At 36.6% G+C, this 14,444-nt stretch carries 11 protein-coding genes and 1 pseudogene; 10 read left to right on the top strand and 2 right to left on the bottom strand.

Going from position 1 to position 14,444, the window contains the following annotated elements:
• Positions 1 to 4 precede the first annotated feature (4 nt).
• The 7 genes from H5119_RS10270 to H5119_RS10300 all read left to right on the top strand — a co-directional run bounded on the left by H5119_RS10270 (position 5) and on the right by H5119_RS10300 (position 8,903).
• The gene (locus H5119_RS10270; RefSeq protein WP_182702162.1) at positions 5 to 1,810 is read left to right on the top strand and encodes a sugar transferase; all 1,806 of its coding nucleotides are present in this window, start codon (positions 5 to 7) and stop codon (positions 1,808 to 1,810) included.
• 166 nt (positions 1,811 to 1,976) lie between these two features.
• Positions 1,977 to 2,285 (top strand): STAS domain-containing protein, encoded by a 309-nt coding sequence (locus H5119_RS10275; RefSeq protein ID WP_077537708.1) that lies wholly within the window; start codon positions 1,977 to 1,979, stop codon positions 2,283 to 2,285.
• A 19-nt stretch (positions 2,286 to 2,304) separates the two neighbouring features.
• Positions 2,305 to 3,159 carry an OmpA family protein gene (locus tag H5119_RS10280; RefSeq protein WP_182702163.1) on the top strand — a complete coding sequence of 285 codons (855 nt, stop codon included), beginning with the start codon at positions 2,305 to 2,307 and terminating at the stop codon, positions 3,157 to 3,159.
• A gap of 3 nt (positions 3,160 to 3,162) precedes the next feature.
• Positions 3,163 to 5,244, top strand: a complete 2,082-nt coding sequence (locus tag H5119_RS10285) for an SLBB domain-containing protein (protein ID WP_182702164.1) — start codon at positions 3,163 to 3,165, stop codon at positions 5,242 to 5,244.
• Positions 5,241 to 5,945, top strand: coding sequence for a ParA family protein (locus tag H5119_RS10290; protein WP_077537711.1), 705 nt, complete (start codon positions 5,241 to 5,243; stop codon positions 5,943 to 5,945). The genes H5119_RS10285 and H5119_RS10290 overlap by 4 nt, the downstream gene beginning before the upstream one ends.
• A 7-nt stretch (positions 5,946 to 5,952) precedes the next feature.
• The gene (locus H5119_RS10295; protein ID WP_182702165.1) at positions 5,953 to 7,413 is read left to right on the top strand and encodes a SpoIIE family protein phosphatase; all 1,461 of its coding nucleotides are present in this window, start codon (positions 5,953 to 5,955) and stop codon (positions 7,411 to 7,413) included.
• A gap of 89 nt (positions 7,414 to 7,502) precedes the next feature.
• A complete protein-coding gene (locus H5119_RS10300; RefSeq protein ID WP_182702166.1) occupies positions 7,503 to 8,903 on the top strand; it encodes a sigma-54 dependent transcriptional regulator in 1,401 nt (466 codons plus the stop codon).
• Here the strand turns inward: H5119_RS10300 and H5119_RS10305 are convergent.
• Positions 8,878 to 9,921 (bottom strand): glycosyltransferase, encoded by a 1,044-nt coding sequence (locus tag H5119_RS10305; protein WP_182702167.1) that lies wholly within the window; start codon positions 9,919 to 9,921, stop codon positions 8,878 to 8,880. The genes H5119_RS10300 and H5119_RS10305 overlap by 26 nt on opposite strands.
• Positions 9,922 to 9,942: 21 nt before the next feature.
• On the opposite strand from H5119_RS10305, the gene H5119_RS10310 reads away from it, so the two are divergent.
• Positions 9,943 to 10,281: an Hpt domain-containing protein gene (locus H5119_RS10310; RefSeq protein WP_182702168.1), complete on the top strand. Its 339-nt coding sequence runs from the start codon at positions 9,943 to 9,945 to the stop codon at positions 10,279 to 10,281.
• Here the strand turns inward: H5119_RS10310 and yvcK are convergent.
• Positions 10,272 to 11,144: a uridine diphosphate-N-acetylglucosamine-binding protein YvcK gene (gene yvcK / locus H5119_RS10315; protein ID WP_182702169.1), complete on the bottom strand. Its 873-nt coding sequence runs from the start codon at positions 11,142 to 11,144 to the stop codon at positions 10,272 to 10,274. The genes H5119_RS10310 and yvcK overlap by 10 nt on opposite strands.
• Before the next feature lie 174 nt (positions 11,145 to 11,318).
• Between yvcK and H5119_RS10320 the strand changes: the two genes are divergently transcribed.
• Complete coding sequence (locus H5119_RS10320; protein ID WP_182702170.1) at positions 11,319 to 13,331, top strand: ATP-binding protein; 2,013 nt, start codon at positions 11,319 to 11,321, stop codon at positions 13,329 to 13,331.
• A gap of 251 nt (positions 13,332 to 13,582) precedes the next feature.
• Positions 13,583 to 14,394, top strand: a pseudogene (locus tag H5119_RS10325) (alpha/beta fold hydrolase).
• Positions 14,395 to 14,444 lie beyond the last annotated feature (50 nt).

The raw sequence follows: 14,444 nt of genomic DNA on the forward strand, positions 1-14,444 counted from the left end.
AATAATGACTTATTTACTGATCACACTCGCGGTGTTAATTGCGCTTGTTTTATACCACCATATTGGTTATGTGGCACTTTTAAAATTATTCAGTCGAGATAATAACAAACGCCTTGTGTTTGCTAAAAATACGAAAGCAACCGCAAGCTTTGGTATTTTAATTTGTGCGTACAACGAACAAGCCTATATTAAAGAAAAATTGTATAACTTAGGCGCGATGCTTTACAACACGAAAATGTTCGCAATTCACGTTTATTTAGATGGTTGTACTGATAATACGTATGAAGAGGCTATGTTGGCTCAAGCACAGTTAGCTAAGCAAGATGTAGTTTGTCATTTACATTTCAATAAGCAAAACCAAGGTAAAGCGCACGCTATTAACGAGTTAATTAAACTAACAAAACCTAATTACGATGTGCTGGTGTTTACTGACGTAAGCGCATTACTGAGTATTGATGTATTAATGAACCTTGATGCTGATTTTAAAGATACGCGGCTTAATGTCATTACGGGTGTTTATATTTTAGATGAACACGCAACGACAGAGCAAAAACATTATTGGCAGTATCAAAATAGTATCAGGAGTATGGAGTCAGCACTCGGTGCTGTGATTGGTGTGCCAGGTGCTATGTTTGCCATTCGCTCTAAATATACTGATGTATTAGAGCAAAGCATAATCAATGATGATTTTATTCTTTCCATGAATGCGTTAAAAAATGGCGGAAAAGCCGTTGTTAATAGCGAAATTAATATTTTAGAAAGAGAATGTGATGAGCAAAGTCATGATTATGCAAGACGAGTGAGACTAGGTGCCGGTAATTGGCAGCAAATTAAAATACTCTATAAACTATTAAACCCTCAATTGGGTTGGGTAAGTTTTAACTTTTTTTCACATAAAGTGTTGCGTGGTGTTATGCCAATCGTGCTTGCTTTAATTTATATTTTACTGTTCTCAATAGCGATTTTTTCAACGTTACTACTGCCTAAATTATTATGCGGCTTTATTACGTTTATACATGGTATTGAACTTACTAAAAAGGTATTTAAAATCAAAATGAAACTCCCAATTGTTGATAAAATAAATTACATTCTCAATGCCTACTTCTTAGCATTATGGGGCATTATTAAATTTGAACGCGGTGATTATAAACAGCATTGGCGCAGAGTACATCGTAGTAATACGCAGCAAGATGTAACCATTAAAGTGATTAAACGGGCAATTGACATCGTTGGCTCAGTGACTGGTTTACTTTTGTTGTCTCCGGTTATGCTAAGCGTTGCCGCTATGATAAAACTCACCTCACGAGGCCCTGTTTTATTCAATCAACTAAGAGTGGGGGAAAGTAATGATGATTTTGTTGCTCTTTTTGATGTTCTTAAATTTCGTTCAATGGTGGTTGATGCAGAGGCGCAAAGCGGTGCTGTTTGGGCAAGCAAAAATGACCCAAGAATAACCCCCATAGGCCGATTCATCCGTAAAACACGTTTAGATGAGTTACCACAATTATGGAACGTATTGGTCGGCGATATGTCGCTGATTGGGCCTCGACCAGAACGTCCAGTGTTTTATTCTAAGCTTGAAAAAGACATCCCTTATTTCTCTCAGCGTACTTACGGTATTAAGCCCGGTATATCTGGGCTGGCTCAAGTGATGAATGGCTACGATGAGAGTATTGATGATGCTAGGAATAAAATAGGGTGGGATTATGCCTATATGCTCAGTACCTCATCACCACGAAGTTGGTGTTATATGGAGTTAACCATCTTGTTTAAAACACTGGTTGTTATATTTACTGGTAAAGGACAATAATTATTTTTGCATAATGCAATCGTACACCCAATACTCAATTGCATTATGCTTTGCTTTCCTCTTTTTTCTCTTTCTTTAGTTTAAATATTCTAATTATCAATTACTTAAAGTTGGTTCGTTTCTTGTAACAGTTATATTGAATTTAACAATTTAATAGGTAACTGCCATGACAAATTTAGCTAATGCAAAAGAACATAAAATTGTATCAATCCCAAATGACTTTTCAGGTTTTACCGTAGATGGGTTTAAAGATGAATTTGAAGATCTCGTTGATATGGGTACTGATTTTATTGTCTTAGATTTTTCAAAAACTGAATTTATAGACTCTTCAGGTATAGGTGCTATTGTTTTTCTATATAAGAGAATAGAGAAAAAGAGCCACAAGTTATCTTTGCTTAACGTTACAGGTCAGCCGTTTAAACTAATGAACTTACTTCGAGTAGACAAAACGATTCCATTTATTGATTCAATTTAACGGTTTGAAGGAGAGGAATATGAAAGCACACATTTTTATCATCATAACTTTATTTTTAAGTGGGTGTGCTTCTTGGCCTGATGAAGGACAAGGAGGTTGGGCTGAAAAATACCAAAATTATCCATTAAGCGATGAGCAAAGTGATAACAACTTTGCACAACCGCAAGATGTAGTACGAAGTGAATTTGAACATCTAGTTTTAAAATTAGAGCTTCTAAAATCACAAGATATTAAGGCATGCATGCCTGCTCAACTTTTAAAGGCGCAAATTTACGAAAACCGTATTCGTAGACTTATTACGGCGAACATGTGGGAAGATGCAGAGCATGATTTACTTATTCATTATCATGGTCTTAATCAATTAACAAATCACTTTGATACAGTGCAAAAACTCACTAATTGTGCAGTTTCAGCAACGTCAAAACCCACCTTGTTTAGCGTTAAAAAACAGGTGTCTGATTTGCTAAACAGTGACAATCAATTTGCTTTTAAAGAGTTCGAAATTACTCCTAAATACGCAGTAAGGCTTGCACAAGCTGCTGATTTAACAAAGCAATTAAATAGTATTTCGATTTTGCTTGTGGGTCATACTGATTCTCTTGGCGAGATGAATAGTAACTACGAACTTGCTTTAAAAAGAGCGGAAACCGTTAAGCATTGGCTGGTGGTATATGGTGTCCCTATGCAAAGCATTACAACACTGACACAAGGCAGCTTAAAGCCTTACAGTGAGCAGACTCAAACCAACAGTGCACGCCACTCAGATAGACGTGTAGAGGCAATCGTACTCGACGCTAACAATAAGAATTTGCAAGACAACAAAGCGAAAGCGCTTGTTAGTTGGACCAAAATTATTAAAAGCAAACAGGAGTAAGTTATGAAATATTTATTGACGGTTGCTTTATTACTTTTTTCATTGAGTGCCTACGCTACCAATGATGATACTGACTCAGTAGTGCAGGTGGGAAACAAATTGTTTTTGTATATTCCAGGTGAAGCTGAATTTAATACCGCCTTTGAAGTCGATAAAAAAGGCCAAATTAATCTTCCCGAAATAGGCCAATTTAATGTGGCTGACAAAACCACTTCGCAAATTGAATTAGAATTGACGCCAGTACTTGCAGCGCTATTTGTTGCGATGGATGATTTTTATATAGAAATACGCAGCAGAGATATTCTTATTAATGTGCTGGGTTACGTAAATACTCCTTCGCAAGTTAGTATTCCAGATGATGGCAATATTCAAATGGTGATTGCTAAGGCGGACGGTTTAAAACCGGGTGCGCAATTAGACAGAATGCAAATAAGACGCGGTGATGAAGTTATTGAATTTGATTATAAAGCGTACTTAGATTCCGGTAATATTGGGTTATTACCTTTACTGAGAAGTAAAGATACGGTGTTTGTGCCTGTATCGCCTTTGCTGGGCAATGTTCAAATTGATTTTGATGCACAAACGCTCAGTGCAACGGGTGATGCCAACGACAGTAATGCGGTGACCATTTTAGGTGAAGTGCATAATCCTGGCAGTTTTTCATTCAAAGCAGAAATGACCATCTTAGATGCACTTATGCGCGCAGAAGGCGTTACTCGCTATGCTGATGTGACTAAAATTAGAGTCATTATAGATAAGTCCCCGGTTATTTTTGATCTAAAAGCTTACTTAGATAAACCAGCAAATAGCAATATGCAGCTACTGCAACCAGGCTCTACCGTGTATGTGCCTATTATGGTAGATGATGTAAATACAACTTCTCGCACCGTATATATTATGGGTGAAGTTCAAAAACCAGGCGCGTATGAAGCAGCCGACAGTACTAATTTTTTAGATATTTTAGCTAATGCGGGTGGCCCTACACGTTTTGCAGAAACACGCCATATAAAAATATTAACTCCAGAAGGCGAAAGTATTGTATTTGATTTGCAAGGTTACAGTGAAGGCACCGTTACAACCAAAGTTCCAGATTTAAACCCCGGCGATGTTATTTTTGTGCCAGAGAAGACAGACGTCAATGAAAAAAGTTGGCTTAAAATCCCCACTAAACGCGCTATAAAAATTATAGGTGCAATCCAGTCTCCGGGTCGTTATGAGTGGAGTGACGAAATGGACTTTACTGATTTACTTGCTCATGCTGGTGGGCCAACAAAAGGTGCCAATATTAACGATATAAAAATATTGCGCAATGGCGACGTTACACAACGCTTTGACCTTGAAAAATATACGATTACTGATGGAGACACACCGTTACCAAATTTAGTTGCTGGTGATACGGTAATCGTCGAAGAACTACCCGTCGATCCGTCGGATAATAAATCTCAGTGGATACGTCAAGAATCGAGTAAATCTATTTATATCATGGGGCAGGTCGGTGCGCCAGGGCGTTATTCGTTTAACGAAAATATGCATTTTATTGATATTTTAGCCGCAGCAGATGGGCCAACAGGCGCGGCTGATATTCGTAACATTCGAATAACTCATCGAAATGGTAACCGCGCTAAAGTGAGTAAATTAGACTTGGCCATGTATTTCGAAACAGGCGACGAAACCTTGTTCCCTAATGTTTTACCTGGCGATACCATTTTTGTACCTGAAAAAAATAAAGACTGGCTGCGCACACCTAAAGAGCGAGTAGTACGTATTATGGGCGCTGTGCAAAAACCTGGTAGATATAATTTTGACGATACAATGTCTATTTTAGATGTATTAGCAGAAGCTGGCGGGCCTTCTAATTCAGCATTAATTGATAAGATAGTTGTGGTTAACCATTCATGTTGTAAAGAACAGTCTCGAGTATTTGATTTAGAAGCGTTTATTAAATCTCCAAACTCAGCAAATATTCCAGTATTAAGAGCTGGCGACACGCTATATATACCAGAAAAAGGCCAGGATCTACTAAGCCAATTTAAAGATAATTTCTTAGATGTTATTACTATACTAGCATTAGTGGTGGGCTTATGAAATTAATACCAAAGCAATATCATGAACTTGAAGTAATATGTAATACCATGATTGATCACAATGCGCGTTGCATTACTTTTATATCGCTATCTGGCTCGGAGGGGTCGTCTAGTGTTTGTGTAAGCGTAGCCAAACGATTACAAAGCCAACACAAGTCTGTGTTAATTATCGATTTAAATCCTATCAATACATTTTGTTTAGACGATAAACTACCTACAGCGTGCAATCCATGGCGATTTGATGATATTTCGTGTCAGCTAGGGGTAACTAATTACGAAGGGATCAGTTTATTGGCAATACAAAACCTTGCAGCCATCGAGCCCGCAAAAAATAAGCATGTATTAAACGATGCCGTAGCCCGGTTAAAGCAAGAATATGACTATATTTTAATTGATATGTCACCCGCATTAAAACTTAATAGAAATAATGTGCCGCTGCACTCATTAAGTATTTGTAGCGAATTAACGTTTGTTACAGTTGCACTGGGTATTAATGATGAAGAGTCCCTGTGTAAAGGGATTCGTGAATTAAAACAAGCAGGGCATGGCAATATTAAAATTTTAATAAGCCAGCACAATTTTGCGCCACTGGGTGAGCGTATAGTCAAACTTTTAGAAAAGCATGCCGTTAAATGGCCTAAGTTATCTTCACGTATTAAGGCAAAAATTATTAAACAACGATGGCTATTTGGGCATCATTGAGGACGTTATGGATATATTATTTGAAAGACGTTTTGAATTACTATGGCCAACATTGAGCGAAATACGCCTAGTGCTCAAACATGTTTTAAGAGCCCTTAATGTAAAAAAAGATGAGGTCGATGCAGCAGGTTTAGTGGCAACAGAGTATTTAACTAATTTAATTAGACACAACCAAGGCTCTGAGCATCATATTTTACTGCGCATTAGTCAGTCTAGTAAAGAGAGTTATAGGCTCACCTTTATAGATGAACTAACCCCTTATAATCTCTTTAAAAATAATAATTCATCTTGGACAATAGACTCAGGTGCGTTAGTAGAAGGGGGCATGGGCGTTGAACTCATTCGTCATTATTTTAAAGATGCAGACTATGTAACTAAAGAAGGTAAAAACTTTTTTTCCTTCCCATTAAAACACATAGACAGACGCCCTACGGTTATTTATGTTGATGATGATGTAACACAGCTTGCCTTAATGAGTGCGTACTTGAAAGAGCAATTTCAAGTGATTGCTTGTGAAAGTATTGAAGCCGGATGGCAAGCTATTTTAACTGCCGATGCGAGAATTTTATTACTCGATCATAAATTAAAAAATGGCACGTGTGAGCCTCTTTTAGAAAAACTCAATAAATCTAATTTAAAGTCGCAGCTCTCTGTGGTGATGCTAACTGGTGATGATAGCGAAGAAGTTATTCATAAAATCAACCGATTAGGTGTTGATGACTACCTAATTAAACCGGTTAAAAAAAATAAACTACTGCAGAGTATTGAACGTGTAACGCATCGTTTTGCCTATTTGTCTTATCAAACAACGTTTGAGTCAACGCCATCTAAAATCCATCTACAAAACGATAAAACCGCTCATATTTTTGGCTCTATTAGTTTAGGCAATGGAGGTGACTTCTTTATGCCTATTAATGATGAATGCAGTGCATTTGTACTCGGTGATATGATGGGGCATGGGCTGCAGGCACTCAAAGAAAGTTTTGCTATTAAAGGATTTATAAGTGGCTTTTTAGCCACAGGGCTCCCTTATCAAAATATGCTAGCAGCACTCAATAACGCGCTCTATAAACAACAGCTTTGCAAATCTAGTTTAGTGACACTCGCAATTTGTTTTATAAATAATAATAAAATGTATTGGTTAAATGCGGGACATCCGCCCCCCGTTGTTGTCCGTAAAACAGGAGAGCTCTGCCAACTCACAGGAACAGGGCCATTATTAGGTCTTGCTAAAGATCATAACTATACCCTTTACGAAACGGCACTGGATGATGTAGAGCATATTTTACTTTATACCGATGGTTGGACTGAAAACCGCTTTACCGATAAAGATGAAATAAGTGAGTTGAATAAAATAATACCGAATGAGTATCAGTCCAAAGATGAGTTTGCTCATACATTATGGCAAAACTCACAAGTGACGCTTTCAAAAGAAATTGACGATGCGTCACTGATTGTAATTAATTGAATTTGCTTTAATTAACATTCTATAGTTAAATCATTAGTAATATAAATTTGTGTTCTAAACATCGTCGACTTGCTAACAGGGAATGAACAATGCCACCAACTGTATTAATTGTTGAAGATACTCAATCTCTTGCAATGCTTTATCAATCTTACCTATTACCAACGGGTGTAAATACACTTGTGGCAAGCGATGGTGCTACGGCTATAGATATTATTAATAAAGTACACCCCGATTTAATTGTGCTCGATGTTATGTTACCTGACATGAATGGGCTTGATATTTTAGCTACGTTAGAACCCGAAAACTGTCCTCAAGTTGTTGTTTTAACTGGTCATGCTACTAAAGAAATGGCGATCCAAGCAATAAAATTAGGGGCAAGCGACTTTTTAGAAAAACCAATTGAAGCCGATCGTTTTAGAATTACCGTTAATAATGCACTTAAGATTAAAAACCTTAAGCAAACGGTTACTCAATATAAAAACAAATACGAAAACGGTAAATATTTTGATTTGATTGGTAGTTCAAAGCAAATGCAATCTGTTTATCAGATCATAAGTTCTGCTTCTGTGAGTAAAGCGACAGTATTTATTACAGGTGAAAGCGGCACAGGCAAAGAGTTATGTGCTCGTGCTGTTCACCAAGCATCTAACCGCGCTAATCAACCTTTTGTAGCTCTAAACTGTGCCGCTATTCCTAAAGATTTAATTGAGAGTGAAATTTTTGGACACTTAAAAGGTGCTTTCACGGGAGCAATTGCTAATCGGGTAGGGGCTGCGGGGCAGGCTAATGGCGGCACATTATTTTTAGACGAACTTTGTGAAATGGATATAAATTTACAAAGTAAACTGCTTCGCTTTATACAGACAGGGAGTTATCAGCAAGTTGGCAGCGAAAAAGTAGTCAAAGTGGATGTCCGGTTTGTTTGTGCAACCAATAGAGATCCGCTTGTTGAAGTAGAAAACGGTCGATTTAGAGAAGATCTATACTACAGATTACATGTTATACCTATTGAATTACCGCCACTAAGAGAACGTGGCCAAGATATAATAGAAATAGCCGAGGCTTTATTTGTTAAAATAGCAAAAGATGAAAGCCATCCATACAAAGAAATATCAGAGGATGTAAAACAGCTATTAATACAATACAGTTGGCCTGGTAATGTAAGGCAATTGGAAAATGTGATACGTAATGTATTAGTGCTCAATCCTGAGCAATACATAGATATTGATATGATCCCTGCATTACCAGAAAACACAAAAAAAACGCCAGAGCGAGAAACGATTAATTCAACTGCGCAGCTAATGACGGATACGACCTTTGATTTGCCTAATACACAAAATAATATAAAAGCATTGTGGCTTGCTGAAAAAGAATACATCGAGCATGTTATAAAAATATGTTCATCAAATATACCAAAAGCGGCATCATTACTCGATGTTAGCCCCTCCACACTTTATCGAAAAATTAAAAGTTGGGAAGAAATTCAGTAACATCTTGACCTGTATAGGCTTGTTGAAGTAATAAAAATTGTTTCTTTCCAGAAAATCGTTCATCGAGCATGCTATAAGCATTATCTAGCATCTTTAATTTTTGAACGTTAGGTAAAAGTAGCAATTGTTCGATGCGTTTTTGGCAGTTATTAGCATCTCCTACTGGCATTAAAAAGCCCGTTTTACTGTCCTCGATGATACTTGGTATAGCACCGACAGAGCTACTTATAATAAATTTTCTCTGGGACATAGCCTCAAGTAATGTCATGGGTAAACCTTCTTCTCTAGAGCAAATAAGCAACACATCTATTTTCTCCCAGATAGCGCCACGATCAGTGAGTCCATGATAATGAAGATTGTTTAAAACGGGTATTTCACTTTGCAGAGGACCTTGTCCAAACACATGAAATTCAGCGCCTTTATTTTGCTGCATGTTTTTCGCTAATTGAAAGAATATATCAGGGCCTTTTTCAAATGATAGCCGACCAACAAAGCCAATCCTCATTGGTTTATTTAAGTTATTAGGGGGAATGTATTTAGTGTGCTGTAAAGAAATAAAATTTTCCATTAGGTGTGCGTTTCGAAGTGTATCTTTTATTTTATTTGAGACCGCAAAGTTTGTAGAAAGAGCACAAAGCCATCGGTCTAATTTATTATAAAGTTTTACTTTACCAGTGCCGGCCTCACCAGCATGAAATGTGCTAATGCAGCGTTTATTTGTAACTTTGCAGGCTATACGGCCCAATATTCCCGCTTTATAGCCGTGGGTATGAATAACGGTTTGGTTGTTAAAGCTGGAGAATTTTTTGAGCAGGCTGTTAATATTTCCTTGCAAAAAATCATACGATATGTTTTCTTTGTCTAGCATATCGTAAAAGCCTTGATTACAGTGATGTTTATAAAACAAAATAGAACACTCGATGTGGTTTCTGCTTAGTAATTTTGACAATTCAACTAGATGGGTTTCAATACCGCCAATCATAGAAGAGTCAACAAGTAAAATAACGTTATAATTCATAATTAACTCCAAAAGAAAGATATGATTGATAAAGCAATAATCGAACAGCTAAAAAAGGATGTTGGCAACGAATTGGCCGTTGAGCTATTAAAAACGTTTGTCAACGAATCAAAAAAAACAGTGGCTATCCTAATTAGCAAAAATGAGCGTAGTGAAATAGAAATGAGTGCTCATAGTCTTAAAAGCAGCTGTTACAGTTTCGGTGCATCAGATTTAGGTGATACGTGTAAACAAATTGAAGCGCTAGTTAAGGTAGAACATTCTCAAAAAGATCTAAACACCTTATTAAAAACAGCCGATGAGCAAAGTAAAGTTACCTTCAAAAAACTAGCAACTATTATTGAAAACATTCAAATTTGAGTATTAAGCTGAATTGGCATTTTAAGTAATGCCGAAAAAACATTTTCCAGCTCATTAATATCATGCAAATGTTCTTTGGATTGCATTATCTGTTTACCGTCATGTAAAATTTCCTCAATTGCGCTAGGGGGGATGCTTAAATCGTAAATTTTTACCCCTAGCTGTGCTTGTAACCAGTCTATTCCTGCTGTGCGTGTATGTTTCATGACGCTATTTTCTGTTTGTGTATTTTCGATAAAAATACGACAAGCGGATGTTTGTTCAATAGCGACTAATATCTCGTTTACTAAAAAGGCGGGCATAACGCTTGTGATAATACTGCCAGGGCCAATTATTATTAAATCTGCTGCTAAAATAGCATCAACGCATCCAGGCGCTGCAGGCACATTTTTAGATAAATAAACTTCTTTAGGTAAAGTATTGAGTGCATCTATTGCACATTCTCCAAACACTTCTTCGCTATTATTAAGCTTAGCAACGAGATCGGTGGGGACTTCGGTCATTGGCAAAATGGTTTCAGAATTACCTAACATCGCATTAAAGTAAGCAATAGCCTGTGTGGGTGACTTTGTGATCTCTGTTAAGCCAAGTAGGGTTAAATTGCCTAAGCAATGTCCATCTAATGGGCCTTGAGTGAAACGATGCTCGTAAATTGAGTTAAGCGCAGAATCTTCTCCTGCAAGTTGTAAGCAACATCGTCTAATATCACCAAGTGCGATACAGTCTTGAGACGCCCTTATCTTTCCTGTACTTCCACCATTATCTGTTGTTGCAACGATTGCAGTTAAACTACTACACATTGGTTTAATAGCGCTTAAAACTTGCGCTAATCCATGGCCACCACCTATGCACACTATTTTCATTATTATGCCTTTGTGTTTTATTTAGTCTGCCTTTTAGTAAGCATGAAACATTCCAAAAAGATAAGTTGATTAACGTAATGATTTATAGCGATTTTTATCCTATATTAAATCAAGTACAGAAATATTAAGCTCGCTTTTTGCAAAACGCGATGCATTTTGATGAGGAAAACAGTTATGGGACATACCGAGCAGCTCTCTATGTCTGAGTTACAAACGTACTTAATGGATTTAGCACATTGTGAAGACGAGAGTGATGTATTCCAACTATTGGCCTCTTTATTACAAGACAAGCTGGAATTTGAAGACTGTATTGTTTTAAATAGATATAAAGATCGTTACTACGAGACAATTGCAGCGACAAATACTGTATTTCATACTGAGTCATGGCCTGAATGCCAGTTATTTTCAGAAGCACTCGAAAAAGGGTGTGTTCTTTCTAAATGTCCTCTTCAAGAACTAGAATTCGCGCTTTTAAACTGTATTGATAAGGTGAGCCTTAAAAATTCGCTGGTAATAAGTATTGATTCTGTAGGAGGGCAGGGCTTATTTATATTCACTAATGTGGGAATTTCAAATTGTCATAATATTTTAAATACCGCCACAATGAAAATACTACTACAGCAAGTCTATTTTACGTTTATTAATCAAGTTAAATTACAAAAACAAACACTTAAATCACTGTCAATGATCAATAAGTTCACTACGTTATCGACCCTTTTTAAAGAGCTAGGGACCGAGTGGTTTTGGCGTTCAGACTCTTCAATGTTGTTTAAAAGCGTTAATAATATTGAAACAGTTGGTAATATTTATACTGAAAAGTTTGTTGGTAACAGCATCGAGAGTTTGATTACTAAAAGTGAACAACTTAATGTTGATAAATGGCGTGATTTCAATCAAATAATCGAAAACCAAGAGGATTTTTATAATTTTGAATTTGAGGTGACCTCAGTCCAGGACTTTTGGGTATCTTTTAGTGGGAAACCTCAATTTGATGAACAAGGATATTTTGCAGGTTATTTGGGGCTTGCTAAAAACATAACAGTGTCGAAGGAGAGAGAAGCGGCCCTTCAAGCTGAAAAATTAAAAGCTGAAGACGCGAGTAAAACTAAATCAAAATTTTTGAGTGTGATGTCCCATGAGATAAGAACACCTATTCACGCTGTAATGGGCATGATAGAGCTACTACTTGACACTAAGCTCACTCCAGAGCAACAACAGCTAGTTAACTATGCAAACTCAAGTACCGAAATACTCTATGGTTTAATTACTGATGTGCTCGATTTTTCTAAAATAGAATCTGGCACCGTGTCATTTATTAGTAAACCATTTAATATTAAGCTCTTAAGTGAAAATATAGTAGGTCAGCTTAATATTATAGAGAAGTCGGATGATATTCTTTTTACAACTAATATTGATGAGAATATCCCTAAATATGTTGTGGGTGATGAATACAGGTTAGGGCAAATACTTTTTAACGTGATTGGCAATGCATTTAAGTTTACTAAGCATGGTCAGATTACTTTGAATGTTAACCTTTTTAATGAGCAACTAATTTTTGAAGTTAAAGATTCAGGTATTGGTATTGCAAAAAAAAATCTAGAACTAATATTTCAACCCTTTAGTCAAGTAAACGACAGTATTAACCGAAAGAGCGAAGGTGTGGGTTTAGGCTTAAGTATTTCAAAAAACTTACTTGAACTGATGGGCGGTGAAATAACCCTTGAGACTCAACTTGGGCTGGGAAGTAAATTTACTATTAGCATCCCGTTTAAAGAGGCTAAAGACAGCGAAAACACACATAGCGTAATACAAAAACAAGCGTCGTTATCGATTTTAGTTGCCGAAGACAATAAAACTAATCAAGTACTAATTAAAGCCTATTTAGAAAAACTAAACCATAAAGTAACGCTGGCTAATGAGGGACGCGAAGCAATTGAGTTATTCAAACGTAAAAAGTTTGACCTTGTGTTAATGGATATAATGATGCCTATCATGGATGGTTTATCTGCTGCAGAATATATTCGAGATGAATTGATTAGCGACATACCAATTTATGCCTTAACAGCAAATGCAGAGAAAGATAATAAAGCGTCTTGTTTTAAAGTAGGTATGAATAAAGTATTAACAAAGCCAATTAAATTTCAAGCGTTACAAGAGGCACTATCTGGTGTCTATCCAAGGGGATAAACTAAAAATTGGTATATTCAAAGGAGCTTGAGCAGACAATGCACTGTGTAGGTTTATACAAATAGATTCTCTAAATATTAAAATATTGTGCAAGCTGAGTGCTTTGTTAATTACTTTAGTATTTTTGATTTTTTAATAAAAGTTAAACGATAATAGAGAATCTAAATGAATATACCAATTAAAACGTGGTGATTTTGAATAAGTATACAATATAGCTTTCATCTGGATAAATTATGATTTATATAAAAACAATGAAATTAGTAATAAAAATAACATTCCTTTGCTCATTCCTTATATCTACTAGCGCTTTAGCTGAGCTGGATAAAGTTCAAGTAAATGGCTTTGACGTTGAATACGAGCTAGCTGGGAAAGGTAAACATACTATTTTACTTGAAGCGGGCGGCTCTGCTGGTTTAAGTGATTGGGAACCGGTTTTTGAATCCCTAATTCAACACGCTAGAGTTATACGGTATTCTCGTATTGGTAATGGCGGCTCTGCACAAATAAAGAAAAATTATAGCTCTGAAGAATATGCAGCTGAGGCTTGTTACTTCTTCAAGTACTAAAAATAAAAGAGCCTGTTGTGTATGTTGCGCATTCTTATGGTGCTTACATTGCGCGTGTATTTGCTGCAACATACCCTAATCAGGTTAAAGCGTTGATGTTGATTGAGCCTGGATCGGAGCACGATGTAGATATTATGCGCGCGATTGATTTGCCACGCGCTGAAAAAGAAATTGCAGCTATAAAGCTCGACGATATGAAAAATGGAATGTCGAATCAGTATTTAGATTTTTGGGCAAAACGCCCGCTACCTGATTATCCGCAAATTGCTGACATACCCGTGAAAGTAATTGCCTCAGTTAAAAAGTATAAAAAGCCATCTGTATTATTTTTTACCGACAAAGCGCGGGAAATGTGGGGCGACTTACATTCAAAGTGGGCTAATGCCTTTCCTCAAGGTGAAATAGTAATAACAAATAAAAGCTATCACTACCCACAAAATGATGAGCCAGAAATGGTTGTAGCCCAAGTAGTTAAATTGCTTGAACGTACTAAATGAGGTGTGGGTTTGGTTGTTGATTGTATAAATACCAATTACTGTAAATGAGT

The organism is Pseudoalteromonas sp. SG45-5, from assembly GCF_014164085.1.
GTDB lineage: Bacteria > Pseudomonadota > Gammaproteobacteria > Enterobacterales > Alteromonadaceae > Pseudoalteromonas > Pseudoalteromonas aliena.